The organism is Gordonia sp. (in: high G+C Gram-positive bacteria), assembly GCF_047600385.1.
Lineage (GTDB): Bacteria > Actinomycetota > Actinomycetes > Mycobacteriales > Mycobacteriaceae > Gordonia.
On record NZ_JASGKZ010000001.1, the window covers coordinates 1,994,030 to 2,015,532 of the forward strand.

Below are 21,503 nucleotides of genomic sequence, written 5' to 3' on the forward strand. Positions count from 1 at the left end.
GATAACCGGACCGTGGTCCGCGGCGTGTCGGGACGTGTGGCGACTTACGCTGACATCCGTGCGCTCTCCGATCCCCGATTACCTCGCGTCCACGCTGAGCGATGTGCGCGACGACGACTCCGGCGCCGTCGCCGACTACATCCCGGAACTGGCGAAGGCCGATCCGGATCGGCTGGCGGTGGCCGTCGCGATGACCGACGGCTACCTGTACGAGGCCGGGGACACCGATGTCGAGTTCAGCATCCAGTCGATCTCCAAACCGTTCGTCTACGCACTCGCGCTGGCCGATCGGGGTTTCGACGACGTGCTCGACAGGGTCGGCGTGGAGCCGACCGGCGATGCGTTCAACGAGATCTCCCTGGAACCGGTGACCGGTCGCCCGCGCAATCCGATGATCAACGCCGGAGCCCTCACCGTGCACACCCTGGTCGGCGCGCCGGGGGCGGGTCCGGGCACGCGGACGGCCCGGCTCCTGGACGGTCTCAGCGCCTTCGCGGGGCGCCGACTGCACGTGGACGAGGCCGTCTTCGAATCCGAGCTGGCGCACTCGTTCCGCAACCGGGCGCTGGCGAACATGCTGCGGGCCAACGACGTCGTCGCCGAGGATCCGCTGATCACGGTGGCCGGCTACACCCGGCAGTGCGCGGTGCTGGTGAACACCCGTGACCTGGCGATGATGGCGGCGACGCTGGCGAACAAGGGCGTCAACCCGCTCACCGGCGAGGAGGTGGTGTCGGCGCGAGTGGTCCGGCAGACGCTCAGCGTGATGTCGACCTGCGGCATGTACGACGGCGCGGGCGACTGGATGACACGCGTCGGGGTGCCCGCCAAGAGCGGGGTGTCCGGCGGGCTGATCGCGGCGCTGCCGGGACAGCTCGGCATCGCGACGTTCTCACCTCGCCTGGACGCGCACGGCAACAGCGTCCGTGGAACGGAGCTGTTCCAGCGTTTCGCCGAAGAGATGAACCTGCACATCATGGAGGCGAACTCGGCGCCGCTGTCGGTGATCCGGTCCACCGGGGTGATCGACCACGGCGGTCGGCCGCTGTACGTGATGACCCTGCAGGGCAGCATCCGGTTCGCAGGCGGGGAGCGCGTGACGCGCGAGATCGTGCTGCGGACGCCGCCGTGTCGCCGGGTGGCCGTCGACGTGAGCCGGGTGTACACGCTCGGCGAGGCCGCACATCTCATGCTGCGGCAGACGCTGGAACGGCTGTGCGCCGACGGTCACCGGGTGTATCTGGTCGACGCCGATGCGCGTTTCGGACCGGATTTCGCGGGCGACCTCGACGTCGGACTGGTCACCTCCCTCGACGAGATCCGGCCCGTCTGACCGCAGCCCCGGCCTCAGTCGACCGGCCGGTCGACGAGTTCGCGGCGCAGCACCTTGCCCGTCGCATTGCGGGGCAGGGCGTCGACGAAGACCACCTCGCGCGGCGCCTTGTAGCCGGCCAGGTCGCTCTTGACGAGGCCGATCAACTCCTCGCCGGTGACCGATGCGCCGTCGTGCAGGCTCACGAACGCCCGCAGCCGCTGACCGAACCGCTCGTCCGGCACACCGACGCAGGCCACCTCGGCGACCGCCGGGTGCACGACGATGGCGTTCTCCACCTCCTGCGGGAACACGTTCTCGCCGCCGGAGACGATCATGTCGTCGTCGCGGCCCTCCACGAAGAGTCGGCCCGCGGCGTCGAACCGGCCGACGTCGCCGGTGGCCATCAGGCCGTGCAGGCGCTCCTTGTCCTCGCCGCCGGTGTAGCCCTCGAAGAGCTGCGAGTTGCCGACGAAGATCCGGCCCACCTCGCCCTGCGGGACCTCGGCGCCGTGCTCGTCGTAGAGGCGGACGGTGGTCCCGCGGGTCGGTCGGCCCGCGGTGCCGGGGGCGGTCCGCAGGTCGGCGGGGGTGGCGATGGTCGCGTTCGCCACCTCGGTGGATCCGTACAGGTTGTAGAGGTTGTCGCCGTACTCGTTCATCCAGCGCTCGGCCAGCCCGGCGGGCAGAGCCGACCCGGAGGCGGCGACGATCTGCAGGGACGAGAGGTCGTACCGGGCGCGGGTCGCGGCGGGCAGTTCCAGGATGCGGGCGAGCATCACCGGCACCACCACCAGCGCCTCGATGCGGTGCCGCTCCACCGCGGCCAGCCAGGCCTCGGGGTCGAAGCGTCGGCGGCACACGATCCGGGCGCCGAGACCCAGCGACAGCAGGAGATTCGAGAGACCCCACGCGTGGAACGCGGGCGCGGCGAGACCGATGCGCATGCCCGCCCGCAGCGGGATCCGGTCCAGCAGGGCGGCCGGTGCCTCCAGGGTCGGGAGGGCACCGCCGGAGGCGGCGCCGCGGCTGGCCCCCTTGGGGGTGCCGGTGGTGCCCGAGGTCAGGATGATCACCTTGCCCGCCCGACTCGGCGAGGGCAGCGCGTCCTCGCCGTGGTCGGCCGCCAGGCTCGCCAGGGTCGGGACGTCCTCGCCGGTGCCCGGATCGGTGGTGAGGACCGCGTGACGGTTCTCGGCGGCTTCGGCCACCAGCTCGGCGAACTCGGGGTCGTGGACGATCGCCGCCGCGCTCTCGCGGCGGCACACGTCGGCGATCTGCGGGCCGGAGAAACCGGTGTTCAGCAGCAGCACGTCGCACCCGACCTTGGCGATCGCTCCGGCGGCGAGCAGGAACTCCCGGCTGTTGCGGGCCAGGAGCGCGACGGCATCGCCTTCGGCGACCCCGAGGGCGCGCAGCCCCGCACCGATCTGCGACGACCTCCGGTCGGCCTCGGCGTAGACGAGGACGCCGTCGTCGTCGGTCAGCGCCTGGCGTTCGGGGTCGCGGGCGGCGCCCACCGCGATCAGGGCGCCGGGGCTCAGACCCCAGCTGCGGGCGGCCAGCGCGATCCGGAGCGCCCGGTCGGGGCGCATCGGCGCCACGATCCCGGCGCGGGCGAGCACCGCCAGGTGCCCGGCCTCGTCGGCCATCCGCAGCGGGAGGGGCGGCGCCTCCGCCGCGTCCCGGGCGCCCTCCACGTCTGCCTTCATCCGGTCCAGGACGGTGCGCATCAGGGAGCGCATGGCCGGATACGCGACGAAGTCGGCCACGCCGCCGAAGATGCCGGGGGCGTCGTAGGAGAGCCGCAGGGTCATCCGGGTGCCGCCGGGCGCCGGGCGCAGCCGCAGGCGTATCCGATGCGAGACGCCGGTGAACGACGTCCACGCCATCTCGCGCGGGGCCGCGTACTCGGTGACGATGGCGTCGCCGCCGACCATCGCGCCGCCCATCATCACGATCACCCGGTAGCGGGCGTCCACCGCGGGCCGCGCGGTGGGGTCGAGCGCCGTGACGGTGATGGTGGGGCTGGCGAACCGGGAGAAGGCGACCGGATCGGCGCAGGCCGCCCAGACCTCCTCGACGGGGGCGGCGATCACGTCGCTGTGTTCGATCTTCATCCGATCACCGGCAGTCTGCGCTCGGACTGCAGGGCGGTGAGCACGTCCTGCATGGCGGCGACCAGGTCGGCGTAGACCCGGTCGAGGTCGGGGTCGTCGCCGTATCGGGCGCGCAGGTCGATCGGCGGCAGATAGGCGATGGTGATCTTGGCCGGCAGCGGCAGGAACGGGGCGAACGGAAGCGTCAGCCCGAACGGCGCCGAGATCACCACCGGCAGCACCTTGAGCCGGAACAGCCGATCCAGGTGCAGCAGCTGGGCGATCCGGTCGCCGCGGGTGAGGAACAGCGCCGTCTCCTGTCCGCCGATGGTGACCTGCGGGACGATCGGGACGTCGTGTTTCAGCGCCAGCCGGAGAAAGCCCTTGCGGCCGCCGAAGTCGATCAGCGCGGACTGGTTGCTGGGCCGGTACACCTCGTAGTCGCCGCCGGGGAACACCTGCAGCAGGCCGCCCTCGGACAGCACGATGTGCCCGTTGTCGGGGTCGGCCTCGACGGTGCCGAAGCGGCGCAGGATCGGGGCCAGCGGCGAGTTCAGCACCATCCGGTGGGCGAGCTGGTAGAAGGGCCGCTCCACCCCGCAGTACGAGGTGACGGCCAGCTGGCTGATCAGCACCTCCGGCGACATGATCCCGCCGGTGTGGTTGCCCACGATCAGTGCGGGACCGTCGTCGGGGATGTGGTGCAGGCCGCGCACGTCCGGCCGGAACCAGGTGCTCACCAGCAGCCACAGACCGGGGAGGAGTTCGCGGATCGCGTCGGGGTCGCGGTCGTCCAGGTCGCCGCGCCGCAGGCGCGGGACCAGGCGGCCGAGCTGCCGTCCGGCGAAGGAGAGGGTCGCCGAGCCGGTCGCGATCGGATCGAAGGCGAGGTCCATCGAGGAATCCGTCCTTTCCGTCGGGGTCCGACGTGTGCCCGGCAGCCGTTCGGGAGTGGCGGACATCACATCGTCGGAGTCATCCTACTCACGGGCCGGCCGACGGTCCTCGGGGGTCGCCCGCGCGGCCCGGTCCCGGCTCTTCTCGGCCTGCAGGCGCAGCCCGGCGAGCAGCAGATCCAGGCCGGCGCGGAACTGCTCGGTGTCGTCGTGCTCGGCGAACTCGTCGACGATGTAGTGGATGAACGGGTACTCGGCCGGATCCAGGGCCCGCCATCTGTCGGCGGCGTCGTGGATGAACTCGGTGCGGTCGGTCTCCCCGGCGAGGAGTTCGGGGGGCGGGGACTGGCCGAGGTCGGTGGCCGTGCCGATGACGAAGCCGGTCACGGCCGAGACCGCGCCGAAGCTCTCCCACGGAGTGAGCCCCAGCCGCAGGATCTGCTGTCCGATGAGCTCGTAGAGCTGCATGCCGCTGGTCTGGGCGTCGGTGTCGCGCATGAGGTAGGTGCCGAGCCAGGGGCGGTCGACGACCGCGTCGAACAGGGTCTGGGCGATGGCGCGGATGTCGTCGACCGGATCGTCGGCGTGGCGGAGGTCCCGCGCCTTCTCGACGACGCCCCGCAGGACGTGGTCGGTGGCCTTGTCGAGGAGTTCCTCCTTGTTCGAGACGTACCAGTAGATGCTGGCCACGCCGCCGCCGAGGCGGGCGGCGAGGGCGCGGAAGGTGAGGGCGGACTCGCCCGCCTCGTCGAGCAGGGCGACGGCCTCGGAGACCACCGACTCCATCGAGTGGGTGGCGCGTCGGCGGGTGCGGCGAGCGGCGGGTGCGGGGGGCTCGGTCATGTGTCCATCATCCCCCGTGGCGATTCCGCTCTTGCGCTCGGATCGAACGCTGTTCTAGAGTATCGAACGTTGTTCCATTACCGAACGTCGTTCGATTGATAAGGAGGTGTCCCCGTGGTCTCCCTCGATGCAGCCGTACCCTCTCGTACCCACTCGTCCCTGCGATCCGCCTGGATTCCGCTCACCGCACTCTGTCTCGCCTTCTTCGTCGAGATGGTCGACAACACGCTGCTCACCATCGCGCTGCCCACGATCGGCCGCGATCTGGGCGGCGGCACCGTCGCCCTGCAATGGATCACCGGCGCCTACTCGCTCACCTTCGGCGGCCTGCTGCTCACCGCCGGATCGGCGGCCGACCGCATCGGCAGGCGTCGGGTCCTGCTGTGGGGACTGGCTGCCTTCGGGACGATCAGCCTCGGCGTGATCTGGGTCGACTCGGCCGGTGCGCTGATCGTCCTGCGCGCGGCGCTCGGCGTGGCCGCCGCCGCGATGGCGCCGGTGACCAACTCCCTGGTCTTCCGACTGTTCGACACCGAGCAGCTGCGGATGCGGGCGATGACGCTGATGATCGTCGTCGGCATGAGCGGGTTCATCCTCGGCCCGCTGATCGGCGGCAGCGCGCTGGCGCACATCCGTTGGGAATGGCTGCTCCTGGTCAACGCGCCGATCGCGCTGATCGCCTGGCTCGGCGTCCGCGCGGGGGTCGCCCCCGACCGGCCCGGCGACCTGACCGGCGAGCGGTTCGACCTGCCCGGCGCGGTCCTGTCCGTCCTGGCGATGGGGCTGGCCTGCTACACCCTCACCGCGGGGGTCGAATACGGCTGGGCGTCGTGGGCGACGGGCGGCGTGCTGCTCGGCGCACTCCTGGCCGCCGTCGCGTTCGTCTGGCGGGAACGGCACACCGACCACCCGATGCTCGACCTCCGGATCTTCGCCGACGGGACCGTGCGGGGCGCCGCGATCGCCCAGATCGGCACCTCGATCGCCATGTCGGGCGTCATGTTCGGACTGATCCTGCACTTCCAGTACGCTTATGGATGGAGTCCGGTGAAGGCGGGTCTGGCGAATCTGCCGCTGATCCTCACGATGATCGTCGGCACGCCGGTGTCCGAGTGGCTGGGGAAGACCTTCGGACACCGGATCGCCTGCCTGATCGGCGCGGTCCTGCTCTCCGGTTCGCTCGTCGGGATGGCGTGGGGCGTGGAGCACGGGTACCTCGCGATCGCGCTCTCCATGGTGGCGCTGACGCTCGGGCTCCGGACGATCATGACGATCTGCGCGGTGGCGCTGGTCGGCGCGATGCCGGAGAACAAGACCTCGATCGGCACCGCCCTCAACGACACCGCGCAGGAGGTCGGCAGCGGTGTGGGCACCGCGGTCGTGGGCACCGCGCTCGCGGTCCTGGTCACCCGGGTGCTGCCGGACGGCACGTGGAGCGGGGAACTGGTGTCGTCGTTCTTCCACGGGGAGCGGATCGTCTACCTGGTCCTCGCCGCGGTGGTCGGACTGGTGGCCGCGGGCGGAGCCCTGACCCTGACGGACTCGCATTCGGTGGAGGAGCCCGTCTGACGCGGTGCGGCGGGTGCGACGATGGACCGATGACTGCCACTCTCGTCGCCAAGGACCTCGCCGGCGGCCACGCCCACCGCGTCCTGTTCGAGCACCTGGACCTGACCGTCGCGCCCGGGGACGTCGTGGGCGTGGTGGGCGCCAACGGCGCGGGCAAGACGACGCTGCTGCGGGTGCTCGCCGGCGACCTGGCGCCGCTGGCGGGCACGGTGTCGCGGACGCCGCCGGACGCCTTCGTCGGGTGGCTGCCGCAGGAGCACGCCCGCGTCCCCGGCGAGACGGTCGCGGAATACGTCGCCCGGCGGACCGGCTGCGCCGCCGCGACGACGGCGATGGACGCCGCCGCCGAACTCCTCGCCGACCCGGACCGGCACACCGGGAACGACGACCCGGCCGACCTCTACGCGGCGGCGCTGGACCACTGGCTCGCCACCGGTGCGGCCGATCTGGCCGAACGACTGCCGGGGGTGCTCGCCGACCTCGGCCTGGCGACCGTCGCACCGGCGTCGGCGCCGATGACGGGGCTGTCCGGCGGACAGGCCGCCCGCGTGGGACTGGCGGCGCTGCTGTGCTCGCGGTTCGACGTCGCCCTGCTCGACGAACCCACCAACGACCTCGACCTGGACGGTCTGGCCCGGCTGGAGGAGGTGGTGCACGGCATGCGCGGGGGCGTGGTGCTGGTCAGCCACGACCGCGAGTTCCTGGCGCGCAGCGTGAACCGGGTGCTCGAACTCGATCTCGCGCAGCACACCAACACGGTGTTCGGCGGCGGCTACGAGAGTTACCTGGAAGAGCGGGAGGTGGCCCGCAGGCACCGTCGCGAGGAGTACGAGGAGTTCGCCGCGAAGAAGGCGGACCTGGTCTCCCGGGCCCGGACGCAGCGCGAATGGTCCAGTCAGGGGGTGCGCAACGCGATGCGGAAGGCCCCCGACAACGACAAGATCCGGCGTCGGGCCGCCACGGAGTCGAGCGAGAAGCAGGCGCAGAAGGTCCGGCAGATGGAGAGCCGGATCGCGCGCCTGGAGGAGGTGGCCGAGCCCCGCAAGGAGTGGGTGCTGGAGTTCAGCATCGGGAAGGCGCCGCGGTCGTCGTCGGTGGTGGCGACGCTGAACGAGGCCGTCGTGCGCCGGGGCGACTTCACGCTCGGCCCGGTGTCGCTGCAGATCGACGGCGGCGACCGCATCGGGATCACCGGACCCAACGGGGCCGGCAAGTCGACGCTGCTGCGGCTGCTCCTGGGTGATCTGGCCCCCGACGACGGCACCGCGTACCTGGGGTCGTCGGTGGCGATCGGGGAGATCGACCAGTCCCGCGGGCTGTTCACCGGACCCGTGCCGCTGGCCGAACGGTTCGAGGAGCTGATGCCGGAGATGAGCACCGCCGACGTCCGCACGCTGCTCGCCAAGTTCGGGCTGCGCGCCGACCACGTCGCGCGGCCGGTGTCCGGACTCTCGCCCGGCGAGCGCACCCGCGCGGCGCTCGCGCTGCTGCAGGCCCGCGGCACCAACGTCCTGGTGCTCGACGAACCCACCAACCACCTCGACCTGCCCGCGATCGAGCAGCTCGAACAGGCCCTGGACTCCTACGACGGCGCCCTGCTCCTGGTGACCCACGACCGGCGCATGCTCGAAGCGGTCCGGGTGGACCGCCGCTGGCACGTCGAGGACGGGCTCGTCACCGAGCGGTGACCGGGTGCGACGATGGGAGGGTGACCGCACCGAACCCGCCCGCCGCCCGCCCCGACGTCCGACTCGTCGTCTCCGACATGGACGGCACACTGCTCACCCCGGAGGGCGCGGTGCCCGCCGCGTTCTGGCCGCTGCTGGAGACCATGCGGAACCGGGGCATCCGGTTCGTGCCGGCCAGCGGACGGCAGTACTACACGCTGGAGAAGCTGTTCGCGCGGGCGCCGGAGGGGATCTCCTACATCGCCGAGAACGGGAACCTCGTGGTGCACGACGGCCGGTTCCGCGCCTCGACCACCGTCGAGGCCGCCCTCGTCCACGACGTGATCGCCGCCGTGCGGGCTTCTGCGCGGAATCTCGGCATCGTCGTCTGCGGCACTCGGGGCGCGGTCGTGGAACGGGACGACGATCCGTTCCTCGCCGAGTGCGCGAAGTACTACGCGCGCCTGGACCTCGTGGACGATCTGCTCGCCGTCGACGACGACGTCCTCAAACTCGCGATCTACGACTTCGACGATGCGGCCGCCGCCGCGCGACAGGAGTTCGACGCGTTCGCCGATCGCTGCCGGACGGTGGTGTCCGGGCCGAACTGGATCGATCTGATGGCGCCCGGCGTCGACAAGGGGATCGGGGTCCGTGCATTGCAGGCCGAGCTGGGCGTGACCCCGGCGCAGACCGTCGTCTTCGGCGACTACCTGAACGATCTGGAGATGCTCGACGCCGCCGACTGGTCGTTCGCGATGGCCGACGCGCACCCGCAGGTCCGGGAACGCGCCCGGTACCAGGCCCCGGCCAACGCCGACCAGGGCGTGATCACGGTGCTGACCGAATTGCTCGGCGGGCAGGTCCGCCTCGGCGATCGAGCGTAGTCGAGATCCGGGTGGTCTCGACGCCGCTCGACCATCGAGGAAGGCGGTGCGGACGGCGGGTCACCTCTGCGGGACCGGGGTGAACCGCTGGGAGACGGTGCCGTCCAGGCTCGGCGAGATCTGGTTCATGAACGCGACCACCTGCCGGGCCTCGGCCCTGCCGTACGGGGTCGGGACGTAGTCGTTGTACGCCTCGGTCCGGGAGAGCCGGGTCGGGATGATCCGATAGTCCACGCCGTCGACCTTCCCGTCCTTCACGGTCAGGCGCGTCTGCAGGATCATGGTCCGCTTGTCGCTCGGATTCGTGTTGCCGCCGAACGAGAAGTTGCCGAGCGAATAGGCGATCAGCCGGCCCTTGTAGACGTCCATCGACTGCAACACGTGCGGGTGCGTGCCGATCACCGCATCCGCGCCCGCGTCGATCGCCACCCGGGCCAGGGCGCGCTGCACCTCGTACGGCTCGTGGACGGCCTCGATGCCCCAGTGGAAGTAGGGGATCACCACGTCCGCGCCCTGCGCGCGCAGCTTCTTGATGTCGCCGCGCACCTGCTTGCGGATCGCCGGGGTGTCCTCCCAGGTCTGATAGCTCAGCAGCCCGATCCCGACGCCCTTGACGTCCCGGATCAGCGGGTGGTCGAAGTCGGAGCCGTCGTAGCCGGGGTTGCCCGCGCCCACGTACTGCACACCTGCTTCGTCGAGCGCTTCGACGGTGTCGGTGAAGCCCTTGCGGCCGTAATCCCAGGTGTGGTTGTTCGCGATCGTCACCACCTCGATGCCGCCGGCCGTCAGGGTCTTCGCGACGGCGGGCTCACCGTAGAAGTGGTAGACCTCGCCGCCGCCCTTGTCGCGCTTCTTCCGCGAGGAGGTGAGCGCCACCTCGAAGTTCGCGATCGTCAGGTCGTCGGCGGCGAAGTACTTCTTCACGTTCTGGAAGAAGTAGTCCGGGTCCTTCCCGCTCTGCGCCCACGCGGCGGGCAGGGTGAGGCCGCCGAACTTCTCGTCGGTGCCGAGGATGTTGTCGCCCGCCCAGCTCAGCACCAGGGTGCCGGACGCCTTCGCGGCCGTCGACGACGCCGGGGAGGCGCTCGGACCGGAGGCGGCGGTCGACGACGACACGTCCGACGACGATGCGGTCGGTGCGTCGTCGTTCCCGCACGAGGTGACCGCGAGCAGGGCCGCGGTGGTCAGCGTCAGGACGCGGAGGAGTCTTCTCGATCGCACTCGGCGATGCAAACCGATGCGCGCGGCCCGGCGCAATCCGTCGATCGGAGGACACTCCGATGACGACGGACGCGCCGGGCCGCGGGAATCGTGGTCAGGACGGATCCGCGGATCCTCGGCTCACGGCACGAGGATCGCGCGACCGACCACCTTGCCGTCGTGCAGGTCCGCGATGGCGCGCTGGAAGTCGTCCAGCGGGTAGGTGGTGTAGTCGATGCGGATCTTGCCCGCCGCGGCCAGCGCCAGCACCTGGAGCAGATCCGACCGGGTGCCGCCGTAGGAACGCTGGACGTTGATGCCCCACGGGGTCTCGATGGCGGCGTTCATCGGGAACGAGCCGCCGCCCAGCCCGACCAGGCGGACCAGGCCCTCGGGGGCGATCACCGCGGCGGCGGTGTCGACGGTCGGCTGCACGCCGACGAAGTCGAGCACCACGTCGACGCCGTAGCCGCCGGTCAGCTCCAGGATCCGGGCGGCGGTGTCGGGCCCGGGCTGCAGGACGATGTCCGCGCCGAGCTCGCTGGCGTGTTCGAGCTTCTTCTCGTCGTTGTCGATGGCGATCACGCGCGACGACGAGATGGCCTTGACGATCTGCAGGCCGACGTGGCCGAGGCCGCCGATGCCCAGGATCACCACGGTCGCACCGGGGGTGAGGCGCTCCTTGACCGAGTTGATGGCCCGCATCGGGGTCAGACCCGCATCGGTGAGCGGTCCGGCGGCGACCGGGTCGATCTCGCCCAGCGGCAGGCACTGCCGGGCCGGCGCGATCAGGTAGTCGGCCATCGCGCCGTCGTTCGTGAGCCCGGGGGCGGACGGGAAGCTGTCGCGGCCACCGGTCACCTCGCAGGCGTTGTCGCGGCCCTCGACGCAGGCCCGGCAGTCGCCGCAGCTCCAGACCAGGTTCACGATCACCGGATCGCCGACCGCGTGGCCGCTGACACCCGAGCCGAGCGCGTCGATGTGGCCGGCGCCCTCGTGGCCGAGGGTGAGACCGAAGGCGGGCCAGGCGTCGCCCATCTCGATCAGATGCAGATCGGAGTGGCAGAGGCCTGCTCCGGCCACCTTCACCCGGACCTCGCCGGGGCCGGGTTCGGGGACGGGAACCTCTTCGAGGGTCACGGTGCTGGGGCTGCTGAGTTTCACTGCGCGCATGGGGAACCCTTCGGTGGTGATGTATGCGGCTATGCGCTTCTGAGGATATGGCCGATGCCGGCATCGGGCAGGGGCAAGTCGGGAAAGTGTCCGGAAATGGGACGATGGTCCCGTGAAGATGATCGCGCGGAGGGAAGTGGCGCTGGCGGTGGTCCTGTCGGCGGCGGCCGGCTACCTCGATGCGGTCGGCTACGTGTATCTCGGCGGATTCTTCGTCTCGTTCATGAGCGGCAACACCACCGAACTCGCCAGCAGCCTCGCCCACGGTGACGCGGGGGCGGTCGGACTGGCCGGCACGCTGCTCGGGATGTTCTTCGCGGGCGTGGTGCTGGGCGCGATCCTGGCGCGGCTGGGCGACGGACGCACGACGGTCCTGGCGGTCACCGCGCTGCTGGTCGGTCTCACCGCGCTGCTCGGCGGCCTCTCCGGCTCCACCGTCCCGGTCGCGCTGCTGCTCCCGACGGCGATGGGCGTGGTGAACGCGACCTTCCTGAACGACGGCGAGACCAGCATCGGCCTCACCTACATGACCGGCGCCCTGGTCAAGGCGGGGCAGCGGCTGGTGGACGCCTTCCACGGCGGGCCGCGCACGCTCTGGGCGCGGCACCTCTCCCTGTGGGCGGCGTTGCTGGTGGGCGGCATCGTCGGCGCCGTCATGCTGCATCGGCTGGGACTGGGCGGAGCGCTGTGGCCGATCGCCGGGCTGCTCGCGATGCTGACGGTGATCGTGGCGGCCGATCGTCGACGGCGCGGGGTGTTCGGTGTGCGGGCGCGGCGGTCGCGCCGGGAGATCGTCGTGCATCGTCCGGGCCCGCGGCGTACGGATCGGTAGCGTCCGGCCTACCCTGGTGACCATGCCGGATTCCGACGATGCCCTCGCCGCCCGTCTCCTCGATGCCCAGGTGGCCTTCGCCCTGCGCCAGCTGACGGACGAAGCGGAGTTCCAGGCGCTCGTGGAGGAGGAGATCGACGCCTTCTTCGACGAGTCGGGCACCATGCCGCTGGAGGACGTGATGCCGCGCGACCTGATCAAGCAGGTGGCGCACAAGTACGCGATGCAGTTCCCGGTGGAGGGCGCGATCCCGGAACTGGCGGGTCAGGTGGCCGCGCGCCTGTATCGGCACGAGGTGCACGAGGCCACCAGCCCGTCCGACGTGATCGAGACGCGGCGCTTCGACGAGCTGGCCTCGGCCGCCGTCGACCTGCGGCTGTCACGGCGCGCGATCGACCAGGTCCTGGACAGTCCCGCGACCGAGGACACCGTGGTCGAGGTGGTGCAGCGGGCGGTGGAGGACCGGTTCGGTCGTCGCGTCGGCCGCCGCCTGTCGCGGTGGGTGGAGCGTCTCACGCGCAGCGGCACCAAGATGGTGGTCGACTCGGCGCGCGACGACTCCGACGAACTGCTGCTCGACGCGGTCCGCGACTTCTGGCGCGGCCGCGCGGACCGGTCGGTGGACGGCTTCCGCGACACGGTCTCCGAATCCGATGTGGAGGACATGGTGGTGATCGCGTTCGAGTTCTGGCGCGACTTCCGTCAGTCGGAGTACTTCCGGACGCTGCTCGACGCGGGCATCGACGAGGTCTTCGACACCTACGGCGCCACCCCGCTCGCCGACGTGATCGAGGACCTGGGCATCGACGCCGCGGACCTCCGCGAGGAGGCGCTGCGCTTCGGCCCGGTGGTGATCGAGCGCCTGGACCGGCAGGGTTATCTGGAGCACGTCCTGCGCAGGAGGCTCGCGCCGTTCTTCGCCTCCCCGGAGTTCGCGGCCCTCGGCCTCTCCTGACGGCGCGCGGCGCCCCTGCGCTACAGCACCTCGGACAGGAAGTTCCGCAGGCGTTCGCTGGACGGGTCCTCGAAGAGCTTCTCCGGGGGACCGGTCTCCACGACGACGCCGGCGTCCATGAACAGCAGATCGTCCGAGACGTTCCGGGCGTACCCCATCTCGTGGGTCACCACGACCATCGTCATGCCCTCGCGGGACAACTCCGTCATCAGCGCCAGCACCCCCTTGACCAGCTCCGGGTCCAGCGCGCTGGTCGCCTCGTCGAAGAACATGATCTCCGGTTCCATCGCCAGCGCCCGGGCGATGGCGACACGCTGCTGTTGACCGCCGGACAGCGTCGACGGCCGGACGTCGGCCTTCGCCTTGAGCCCGACCAGATCGAGTTGCGCGAGCGCGAGTTCGCGGGCCTCGTCCTTGCCCAGTTTGCGCACCTTGCGCGGCGCGAAGGCGATGTTGTCGGCGACCGACATGTGCGGGAACAGGTTGAACTGCTGGAACACCATGCCGATGCGGCGGCGCAACTCGTCGGGGTCGTCGTTCAGCACCGACCGGCCGTCCACCAGGATGTCCCCGGACCGGGGTTCGTACAGGCGGTTCAGCACGCGCAGCAGGGTCGACTTGCCCGACCCGGACGGGCCGATCACCGTCGTCGTCGTGCCCGCCTCCACGTGGATGTCGACGCCGCGCAGGACGTCGTTGTCGCCGAACGAGAGGTGCAGGTCCCGGCCGGTCAGCGAGACCGGGGCGGGGGTGGCCAGGGCGGTCTTGGGAGTGCTCATCAGGAGGCCTTTCCGGTGCGCAGACGCTTGTCGATGTGGTTCACCAGGTGAGTCAGCGGCACCGTCAGGATCAGGTAGACGAGTCCGGCGGCCACCAGCGGAGAGAGGTTGCCGGTCTGGGCGTTGAGGTCGCGTCCGACGGCGAAGAGTTCGCGCTGGGTGGCCAGCAGTCCCAGGAAGTAGATCAGGGACGAATCCTTGATCAGCACGATGAACTGGTTCATCAGCGCCGGCAGCACGCGGCGCACGCCCTGGGGCACCACGACCTGGGCCATCGACCGCCGGTACGAGAGACCGAGCGCCCGGGCCGCCTCCATCTGGCCGGGCTCCACGCTCTGGATGCCCGAGCGGAAGATCTCGCCGATGTAGGCGGCCGCGAGCAGCGCCAGGGCCACCGCGCCCAGCCAGTACGGGTTGCCGCCGGTCAGGTCCTTCACCAGCGGACCGATGCCCAGGCCGATGATCAGGATCACCACGACGGCGGGCAGCCCGCGGAACACGTCGGTGTAGATCCGGGCGGGCCAGCGCAGCCAGCGTGATCGGGAGATCCCGGCGACGGCCAGGAGCATGCCGACCAGGGTGCCGATGATGCCCGAGGCGAGCGCCAGGACGATCGTGTTGGGCAGACCGGTCTTGAGCAGTTCGGGGAACGCCTTCTTGTAGAGCTCCCAGTCGAAGAAGGTGTCGCGCAGCTGGGCGAGCGCGCCCTTGTCCGCCACCTCCGCGGTGTTCGGATCGGCGGCGTTGTCGGCGGCGACGGCGCGGAAGTCGGGCAGTTCGGGGGCGGGGGCCGACTTGGAGCCGGGCTTCCAGCCCGCGGGCAGTTCGCGCGGGACCCAGTCGGTGTACAGCGAGGCCCACGTGCCGTCGGCGATCACCGCGTCCAGGCCGCTGTTGAGCGCGTCGACCAGGCGCTGGTTGCCGATCGGGGCGGCCCAGCCGACGAAGTTGTTGACGCTGAAGGTGTCCTCCAGGATCGCCATGCCGTCACCGGACTCGATGGCGCCCTCGGCCTGCTGGCTCGGGGCCACCCAGGCGTCGATCTGGCCGCTCTTGAGGTTCGCGTAGGCGGTGGCGTAATCGGGGAACTTGACCGGGTCCAGCTTCAGCGTGTTGCTGACGAAGTCGTCCTGCACGGTGCCCTGCACCACGCCGATCCGGTTGTCGCGGGTCATATCGGCGAAGCCGCGGATCGGCCCGCCCTGAGCGCCGACCAGCGAGAAGTAGCCGAAGTCGTAACCGTTGGTGAACGCGACGTTCTCGCGGCGCTCGGCGGTGGTGGTGATCGACGACGACGCGACGTCGAACCGCTTGTTGGAGACCTGCGCCAGCAGGCCCGCGAACTCGGTGCCGACGAACTTGATCTCGAGGCCGAGCTTCGCGGCGACGGCCTTGAGGAGCTCGTTGTCGAATCCGGTGTAGTTCCCGGCGCTGTCGAGGCATATGCTCGGCGGCGCGTCGGAGAGGGTGCCGACGGTCAGGACACCGGGCTGGATCAGCCCGAGCCGGTTCACGTCGATCCGATCCAACGGCACCGTGGTGGGCGTGGTGTAGGTGTCGACGGCCTGCTCGGAGGTGTTCAGGTTCTCCGGTGCCGCGGTGGCGCTCTTGATTCCGGGCGGGGCGCAGAGGCCGTCGTCGCCGTCGTTCGACGACGATCCGCACGAGGCGAGGACGAGCACGCAGAAGGCCGCGAGGATCAGGGCCGACAGTCGGCGGCGGAACGATTGCGGGGACATGGAAGGTCACCCTATCGGCAGGATCGGGCGAGGACGGAATTAAAACCACGGCGAGTGGAATGGGTGGCGCCCGCGCCGCGGTGGTGCCGTGCCGCCGACCGGGTCGTCCGGCCGGAGCGGTGACCGGCCGGTCGAGAGCCGTCGATCAGCGCCGGAGATGCCGAATGCCCCGGCGGAGACCGGGGCATTCGGGGGCTGAGAGGCGTGAATCAGTTCGCGGCCTCATAAGCGGCGATGATGTCGGCCGGGATACGACCGCGATCGCTCACGGTGTGACCGTTCTCGTTCGCCCAGGCGCGGATGGCGCGGGTGTCGGTCTTGGTCGCAGCGGCGGCGGGGCGACGTCCGCCGGTGTTACGGCCGATGACGCGCGACGCGGCGAGATAGGCGGCGACCGCCTCGCGGAACTCGGCGGCGTGTTCGGGCGAGGTGTCGAATTCGAGGTTCTTGCCGTCCAGACTCCACCGGACGGTCTCGTAATCGTCGAGTTCGGCACCGTCGATGTCGTCGACGATCTGGATCTTGGTGCGTTTCGCCATTCTTCGTGGGCCCTTCGTGTCAGCGAAAAGTTGAGCGTGTCGGTAGCTCTTGTCGAAGAGTCTACAAAATTCTCGCCGATAATCGAATAAACCCCGAATTCAGTTCGACGGAGCGGTCGTCGATGTCGCGGAATCGTTCTCCGGGACGCCGCGCAAACGCGCCGGTGCGGGCTCTCCGGCACTGATCTTCTCGACTCCGTCGCGGGTGAGTGCGAATCCTTCTTCGGCGTCGGTGACGAGGCAGAACAGGCCTTCCACCTCGCTCAAGCAGGAGTATCGGCCCACCGTCAGGGATCGGCCGTATTCCAGGATCTGGGAGCGGTGCAGGACCGGATAGCGGTCGGCGCAGGCGCCCGCCGAGTATCCGGTGGAGTTCAACGTCACCATGTCGGTGGCCCAGGTGCAGTCCGCGGGCGCATCCTGCGGCGGCGTCGACGGCGTGTCGGCCAGTGCGGAGACGCAGACCAGGGCGTCGGCGCCGCTGTTTCCCGTCGAACAGCGGATCGACCGGTCGGGGGTGGAGAAATGGATGCCCGAGAGGTTCTGCAGGCGCTCACTCGTCGCGGAGGTCGAACCCTGCCGGAAATCGGCGAGCCGACCGTGCGGTGCGGCGGCGATCAGCGCCTCGTAACTGTCGTCGGCCGCGGTGGTCTCCGTCGTCGTGCTGCGGGTCTCGCTCGGTACGACGGTGGGCGTCGACGATTCGGTGACCAGCGCATTGGTGCTCGGAATCACGATCGGCCGGGACGTGTTCCGCTCTTCTGCGAGGCCGCACCCGGACGTCGTGAACAGTGCGGCGGCGACTGCGGTGAGCACGGCCACTCGGCTCGGGCCTGCGGTTCGTCGTCGCCGATGTGCTCCGTACCCTTGCACTGTGGCCACTCCTAAGATCGTGCTCTTCTACGTGTTCACGCCGCTGCCCGACCCGGACGCGATCCGCCTGTGGCAATCCGCGGTCTGCGAATCCCTCGGCTTGCGCGGCCGGATCATCGTCTCACCCCACGGGATCAACGCGACGGTCGGCGGGGATCTCCCCGCCGTCAAACGATATGTCCGGGCGACCCGCGGATATCCGGCTTTCCGGGATGCCGACATCAAATGGTCGCCGGGGCGGGGTGATGATTTCCCCCGACTCAGCGTCAAGGTGCGGCCGGAGATCGTCACCTTCGGCACGCCGACCGAGATCACCGTCACCGCGGACGGAGTCGTCGGCGGCGGCGTGCGGTTGTCGCCGGACGAGGTCCATCGACTGGTCGAGGAACGGGGCGACGACGTGGTGTTCTTCGACGGGCGCAATGCCGTCGAAGCCGAGATCGGCCGATTCGCCGGTGCGGTGATTCCGCCGGTGGCGACCACGCGTGATTTCGTGCCGTTGATCGAAAGCGGTGCCCTGGATCATTTGAAAGACCGCCCGCTGGTGACCTACTGCACGGGCGGTGTGCGATGCGAGGTGCTCAGCGCACTGTTGCGGAATAGGGGCTTCGAGGAGGTCTATCAGCTCGACGGCGGAATCGTCCGCTACGGGGAGCGCTTCGGCGACGACGGTCTTTGGGAGGGTTCGCTGTACGTATTCGACAAGCGGATGACGGTGGACTTCTCCGATCACGCCCGGGTGATCGGCCGATGCTCCGAATGCGGTGCGCCGACCAATCGGATCGCGAACCATCCCGACGAACTCGGTCGGGAGTTGGCGGTGCTCTGCCTCGCCTGCCGGCCGGAATCGTAGATGTCGGCACGGGCGGTGCCCGTCGTCGTTCTGGCCGGATTCCTCGGCGCGGGCAAGACGACGGTGCTCAATCATCTTCTGCGGAACTCCGGCGGGCGCCGATTCGGTGTGCTCGTGAACGATTTCGGCGCGGTGAACGTCGACGCGCTGCTGGTGTCCGGGTGGTCGGCGGGCACCCTGAACCTCGCGAACGGCTGCATCTGCTGCACCACCGACGCCGAGGGGCTGGGGGAGGCGCTGGCCGGACTCGCGCGGTCGGGCGTCGACGCGATCGTGATCGAGGCGAGCGGCATCGCCGAGCCGCGGGCCCTGATCCGGCTGGTCCTGGCCGCCCGCGACGAGCGGGTGGCCTACGGGGGACTGGTCTACGTGGTCGATGCCGCGAACGTCGAGCAGACGCTGGCCCGGCATCCCTCGGTCGGCGGGCACCTGGCCGTCGCCGATCTGGTGGTGGTGAACAAGCGGGACCTGGTCTCGGCGGCCGGGCTCGACGACGTCCTCGCGCGGGTCCGCGAGGTGAACGCCACCGCGCCGGTGCTGCCGGTGTGCGGCGGGGCCGTCGACCCGGGGCTGCTGACCGAGGGGACCGGCGGGGCGGCGGAGGACGAGCCGCGGCAACTCACCATCGGCGAGCTGTTGGAGCCGCACGAGCACGCGCACCGGCATCTGCACGACGATTTCGAGTCGGTGTCCCTGCAGACCCCGGAGCCGGTGAACCCGCGTCTGCTGGCCGGGCTGCTGGAACGCCCGCCGGTCGGCGCGTATCGCTGCAAGGGGCTCGCCTTCGTCGATCTGCCCGGGCATCGTGAGCACGCGTACGAGGTGCACGCCGTCGGCGGCTTCGTCCGGGTGTCGACGCGTCCCTGGCCGGACGGGCGGCCGGAGACGTCGCTCGTGGTGATCGGGGCCGGCCTGGATCCCGTCGCGGCGCAGGAGGCGCTCGAGGCGGTGCTGACCCCGGCCGAGGCGTCCGACGAGCACGGGATCCTGCACCTCACCAGGCACCTTCCGCAGGCGGGCGCGGTCGCGGAGGAGTGAGGGATCGCCGGGCTCTGCGGCCGCGGTCGGGTCCCGGGTTGCCTCGCATCGTCGAACCTTGGTTCACTTGTTAATGAAGTGGCCAGTGTGACCGCTGGTAGTCGAGGGAGTGTTGTGATGTCTGTTGTGTCTGCGCGTCGTCGTTCCGTTCGATGGGCGGCCGTCGCGGCGGCCGGAGTGCTCGCGCTGGGAGCCGTCGGCACCGCACCGGCGGCCGCCGACCCGGCGGAGCCGACGGCGACCTCGCTGAACGGACGCACCGTCTTCCTCGACCCGGGCCACCAGGGCTCGGCCGCCGGACACGACCTCAAGAAGCAGGTGCCGGACGGTCGCGGCGGCAAGAAGGACTGCCAGACCACCGGTGCCACGGCGGTGACCGGCAAGACGGAGCACGCCATCAACTGGGACGTCGCCCAGATGGTGAAGGCCGCCCTCGAAGCGGAGGGGGCCAAGGTGGTCCTGAGCCGCGCCGACGACAAGGGCTGGGGCGGCTGCGTCGACGAGCGCGCCGCCGCGGCGAACGCCTCGGGCGCCGACGTGGCGGTGAGCCTGCACGCGGACTCCACCAGCACCAAGGCCGACCCGACCAAGTCCGGGTTCCACATGATCGTCCCGACCCTGCCGGTGCCGGACCCGGTGGTCAGCTCGGTCCAGGCATCCAACGGGCGGCAGGCCTCGGAGGCCATGCGCGATGCGTTCCGCAGCAGCGGTTTCGCCCCCGCCAACTACGCCGGCGTGGAGAACGGGATCCAGACCCGGCCGGACATCGCGGCGGTGAACCTGACCAAGGTGCCCGCGGTGTTCATCGAGATGGGCAACCTCTCGAACCCCGACGACGCCGAGCAGCTCTCGTCGGCCACCGGTTCGGCGCGGTACGCGCTGGCGATCACCAACGGGATCAAGTCGTACCTGGGTACCGCCCCCGCCCCGGCGCCGCAACCGCTGGCGCCCGGCGAGGCGGCCCCCGCACCGCTGCCCGACGACGACGACGGCGACGACCTCGCCTCGCTCCTCGCGGTGGGCCCGCTGATCAACCAGCTCGCCGGTGCCGAGAGCGCCGAGGAGGCCGCCCAGATCCTGCTGACGCAGGGCTCGGACGTCTCCGCGCAGGTGCTCAAGGCGATGCTCTCGGTGGTGTACAGCGTCTTCGGCGGCAAACTGCCGATCTGACGGTCGCCACGGACACAGGACCCGGCGCACCGGGTGTTCGGGTCCTGTGTCCGTGGCACGGTCTGGCTCCGGGTCACTAGGCTGACTCCATGGCCCTGAAACTGCCGAGTCTGAAGACCGTTCGCGAACTGTTCCACGTCCCGACCCCGGTGCCGAGCTTCCGCGGCCGCAAGGTGCTGATCACCGGAGCGGCCAGCGGGATCGGCCGGGCCACCGCGTTCGAAGCGGCCTCCCGGGGCGGTGAACTGGTCCTCACCGACGTGCAGGTGGGGCCGCTGGACCAGGTGGTCGCCGAGATCCTCGACGCCGGGGGCACCGTGCTGTACCACCGCGCGGGCGACGTGTCCGACTACGAGTGGGTGGCCGCCTTCGCACGCGACGTCGAGGCCGAGGTCGGCGTGATGGACGTGGTGATGAACGTCGCCGGGATCTCCGCCTGGGGGACCGTGGAGAACCTCGAGCACAAGACCTGGCGGGCCATGGTCGAGGTGAACCTGATGGGGCCGATCCACATCATCGAGTGCTTCGTGCCGCAGATGGTGCGCCGTGGACGGGGCGGCCAACTGGTCAACGTCTCGTCGGCGGCCGGACTCCTGGCCCTGCCCTGGCACGCGGCCTACAGCGCCAGCAAGTTCGGGCTCCGCGGGGTGTCCGAGGTGCTGCGCTACGACCTGCGCCGCCACGGCATTGGCGTGAGCCTGGTGTGCCCGGGCGCCGTCGCCACCCCGCTGGTCGACACGGTCCAGATCGTCGGCCTCGACCGGGAGAATCCGGTGGTCGAGAAGCAGGTCGGCGGATTCCACCGGATCGCGGTGACCCCGGAGTCGGCCGCGAAGTCGATCTGCCAGGGCGTCGTCCGCAACAAGTACATGGTCTACACCTCGTTCGACACCCGTTTCGGATACTGGTGGGCGCGCAAGTTCGCGCTACCGTACGAGATCGTGATGCGCATTGCCAACAACCGGTTCGACCAGCTCTCCCGGCTCAGCGCCGTGACCTCGGCGGCCGGAGCCGATTCGACGAAGTCCTCGTCGGCGACCCGCGACTGAGGATCGGCCCGCGGCCTGCGGCGGGTTCGG

Annotated in this window: 19 protein-coding genes; 10 read left to right on the forward strand and 9 right to left on the reverse strand. The window is 70.4% G+C overall.

All coding sequences use genetic code 11. The features are described 5' to 3' along the window. Window positions 1-58 precede the first annotated feature (58 nt). On the forward strand, window positions 59-1,333 hold the full coding sequence (locus tag QM809_RS08840; protein ID WP_415045410.1) for a glutaminase: 1,275 nt from the start codon (window positions 59-61) through the stop codon (window positions 1,331-1,333). Between the two features lie 14 nt (window positions 1,334-1,347). Here QM809_RS08840 and QM809_RS08845 read toward each other — a convergent pair whose 3' ends face one another. From QM809_RS08845 to QM809_RS08855, 3 genes are all read right to left on the reverse strand, one after another. Continuing rightward, window positions 1,348-3,432, reverse strand: coding sequence for an AMP-binding protein (locus QM809_RS08845; protein WP_415045411.1), 2,085 nt, complete (start codon window positions 3,430-3,432; stop codon window positions 1,348-1,350). Next, the gene (locus tag QM809_RS08850; protein WP_415045413.1) at window positions 3,429-4,307 is read right to left on the reverse strand and encodes a 1-acyl-sn-glycerol-3-phosphate acyltransferase; all 879 of its coding nucleotides are present in this window, start codon (window positions 4,305-4,307) and stop codon (window positions 3,429-3,431) included. The genes QM809_RS08845 and QM809_RS08850 overlap by 4 nt, the downstream gene beginning before the upstream one ends. Before the next feature lie 84 nt (window positions 4,308-4,391). Continuing rightward, window positions 4,392-5,150 carry a TetR/AcrR family transcriptional regulator gene (locus tag QM809_RS08855; RefSeq protein ID WP_415045414.1) on the reverse strand — a complete coding sequence of 253 codons (759 nt, stop codon included), beginning with the start codon at window positions 5,148-5,150 and terminating at the stop codon, window positions 4,392-4,394. Between the two features lie 114 nt (window positions 5,151-5,264). Here QM809_RS08855 and QM809_RS08860 point away from each other — a divergent pair, with 114 nt between their 5' ends. The 3 genes from QM809_RS08860 to QM809_RS08870 are packed head-to-tail and all read left to right on the forward strand — an operon-like array spanning window position 5,265 to window position 9,273. Beyond that, on the forward strand, window positions 5,265-6,719 hold the full coding sequence (locus QM809_RS08860) for an MFS transporter (RefSeq protein WP_415045415.1): 1,455 nt from the start codon (window positions 5,265-5,267) through the stop codon (window positions 6,717-6,719). 29 nt (window positions 6,720-6,748) lie between these two features. Continuing rightward, window positions 6,749-8,407, forward strand: coding sequence for an ABC-F family ATP-binding cassette domain-containing protein (locus QM809_RS08865; RefSeq protein ID WP_415045416.1), 1,659 nt, complete (start codon window positions 6,749-6,751; stop codon window positions 8,405-8,407). Window positions 8,408-8,427: 20 nt separating this feature from the next. After that, the gene (locus QM809_RS08870) at window positions 8,428-9,273 is read left to right on the forward strand and encodes a Cof-type HAD-IIB family hydrolase (RefSeq protein ID WP_415045418.1); all 846 of its coding nucleotides are present in this window, start codon (window positions 8,428-8,430) and stop codon (window positions 9,271-9,273) included. A gap of 60 nt (window positions 9,274-9,333) precedes the next feature. Here the strand turns inward: QM809_RS08870 and QM809_RS08875 are convergent, their stop codons facing one another. Next, window positions 9,334-10,446 carry a CapA family protein gene (locus tag QM809_RS08875; RefSeq protein ID WP_415047043.1) on the reverse strand — a complete coding sequence of 371 codons (1,113 nt, stop codon included), beginning with the start codon at window positions 10,444-10,446 and terminating at the stop codon, window positions 9,334-9,336. 168 nt (window positions 10,447-10,614) lie between these two features. Then, on the reverse strand, window positions 10,615-11,646 hold the full coding sequence (locus tag QM809_RS08880) for an NAD(P)-dependent alcohol dehydrogenase (RefSeq protein ID WP_415045419.1): 1,032 nt from the start codon (window positions 11,644-11,646) through the stop codon (window positions 10,615-10,617). Between the two features lie 136 nt (window positions 11,647-11,782). Here QM809_RS08880 and QM809_RS08885 point away from each other — a divergent pair, with 136 nt between their 5' ends. Further along, window positions 11,783-12,478, forward strand: coding sequence for a YoaK family protein (locus QM809_RS08885; RefSeq protein ID WP_415047044.1), 696 nt, complete (start codon window positions 11,783-11,785; stop codon window positions 12,476-12,478). 22 nt (window positions 12,479-12,500) lie between these two features. Then, window positions 12,501-13,433, forward strand: a complete 933-nt coding sequence (locus QM809_RS08890; RefSeq protein ID WP_415045420.1) for a hypothetical protein — start codon at window positions 12,501-12,503, stop codon at window positions 13,431-13,433. A gap of 20 nt (window positions 13,434-13,453) precedes the next feature. On the opposite strand, the gene QM809_RS08895 is transcribed toward QM809_RS08890, so the two are convergent. The 4 genes from QM809_RS08895 to QM809_RS08910 form a co-directional block, all read right to left on the reverse strand. Then, entirely contained in the window at window positions 13,454-14,212 is a 759-nt protein-coding gene (locus tag QM809_RS08895; protein ID WP_415045421.1) for an amino acid ABC transporter ATP-binding protein, read from the reverse strand. Next, entirely contained in the window at window positions 14,212-15,951 is a 1,740-nt protein-coding gene (locus tag QM809_RS08900) for an ABC transporter substrate-binding protein/permease (protein ID WP_415045422.1), read from the reverse strand. The genes QM809_RS08895 and QM809_RS08900 overlap by 1 nt, the downstream gene beginning before the upstream one ends. 209 nt (window positions 15,952-16,160) lie before the next feature. Next, window positions 16,161-16,490 carry a histone-like nucleoid-structuring protein Lsr2 gene (locus QM809_RS08905; RefSeq protein ID WP_415045423.1) on the reverse strand — a complete coding sequence of 110 codons (330 nt, stop codon included), beginning with the start codon at window positions 16,488-16,490 and terminating at the stop codon, window positions 16,161-16,163. Between the two features lie 99 nt (window positions 16,491-16,589). Next, window positions 16,590-17,225: a hypothetical protein gene (locus QM809_RS08910; protein WP_415045424.1), complete on the reverse strand. Its 636-nt coding sequence runs from the start codon at window positions 17,223-17,225 to the stop codon at window positions 16,590-16,592. 139 nt (window positions 17,226-17,364) lie between these two features. Between QM809_RS08910 and QM809_RS08915 the strand changes: the two genes are divergently transcribed. From QM809_RS08915 to QM809_RS08930, 4 genes are all read left to right on the forward strand, one after another. Then, on the forward strand, window positions 17,365-18,216 hold the full coding sequence (locus QM809_RS08915; RefSeq protein ID WP_415047045.1) for a rhodanese-related sulfurtransferase: 852 nt from the start codon (window positions 17,365-17,367) through the stop codon (window positions 18,214-18,216). Further along, the gene (locus QM809_RS08920) at window positions 18,217-19,254 is read left to right on the forward strand and encodes a CobW family GTP-binding protein (RefSeq protein WP_415045425.1); all 1,038 of its coding nucleotides are present in this window, start codon (window positions 18,217-18,219) and stop codon (window positions 19,252-19,254) included. A 117-nt stretch (window positions 19,255-19,371) separates the two neighbouring features. After that, window positions 19,372-20,424, forward strand: coding sequence for an N-acetylmuramoyl-L-alanine amidase (locus QM809_RS08925; protein WP_415045426.1), 1,053 nt, complete (start codon window positions 19,372-19,374; stop codon window positions 20,422-20,424). Window positions 20,425-20,513: 89 nt separating this feature from the next. After that, window positions 20,514-21,473: an SDR family oxidoreductase gene (locus QM809_RS08930; RefSeq protein ID WP_415045427.1), complete on the forward strand. Its 960-nt coding sequence runs from the start codon at window positions 20,514-20,516 to the stop codon at window positions 21,471-21,473. The last annotated feature ends 30 nt before the right edge of the window (window positions 21,474-21,503 follow it).

Bases quoted from the DNA above. Each gene is read 5' to 3' on its own strand.
- QM809_RS08845 (WP_415045411.1), bottom strand. From the start codon at position 3,432: ATGAAGATCGAACACAGCGACGTGATCGCCGCCCCCGTCGAGGAGGTC.
- QM809_RS08850 (WP_415045413.1), bottom strand. From the start codon at position 4,307: ATGGACCTCGCCTTCGATCCGATCGCGACCGGCTCGGCGACCCTCTCC.
- QM809_RS08855 (WP_415045414.1), bottom strand. From the start codon at position 5,150: ATGACCGAGCCCCCCGCACCCGCCGCTCGCCGCACCCGCCGACGCGCC.
- QM809_RS08865 (WP_415045416.1), top strand. From the start codon at position 6,749: ATGACTGCCACTCTCGTCGCCAAGGACCTCGCCGGCGGCCACGCCCAC.
- QM809_RS08880 (WP_415045419.1), bottom strand. From the start codon at position 11,646: ATGCGCGCAGTGAAACTCAGCAGCCCCAGCACCGTGACCCTCGAAGAG.
- QM809_RS08890 (WP_415045420.1), top strand. From the start codon at position 12,501: ATGCCGGATTCCGACGATGCCCTCGCCGCCCGTCTCCTCGATGCCCAG.
- QM809_RS08895 (WP_415045421.1), bottom strand. From the start codon at position 14,212: ATGAGCACTCCCAAGACCGCCCTGGCCACCCCCGCCCCGGTCTCGCTG.
- QM809_RS08900 (WP_415045422.1), bottom strand. From the start codon at position 15,951: ATGTCCCCGCAATCGTTCCGCCGCCGACTGTCGGCCCTGATCCTCGCG.
- QM809_RS08905 (WP_415045423.1), bottom strand. From the start codon at position 16,490: ATGGCGAAACGCACCAAGATCCAGATCGTCGACGACATCGACGGTGCC.
- QM809_RS08920 (WP_415045425.1), top strand. From the start codon at position 18,217: ATGTCGGCACGGGCGGTGCCCGTCGTCGTTCTGGCCGGATTCCTCGGC.
- QM809_RS08925 (WP_415045426.1), top strand. From the start codon at position 19,372: ATGTCTGTTGTGTCTGCGCGTCGTCGTTCCGTTCGATGGGCGGCCGTC.
- QM809_RS08930 (WP_415045427.1), top strand. From the start codon at position 20,514: ATGGCCCTGAAACTGCCGAGTCTGAAGACCGTTCGCGAACTGTTCCAC.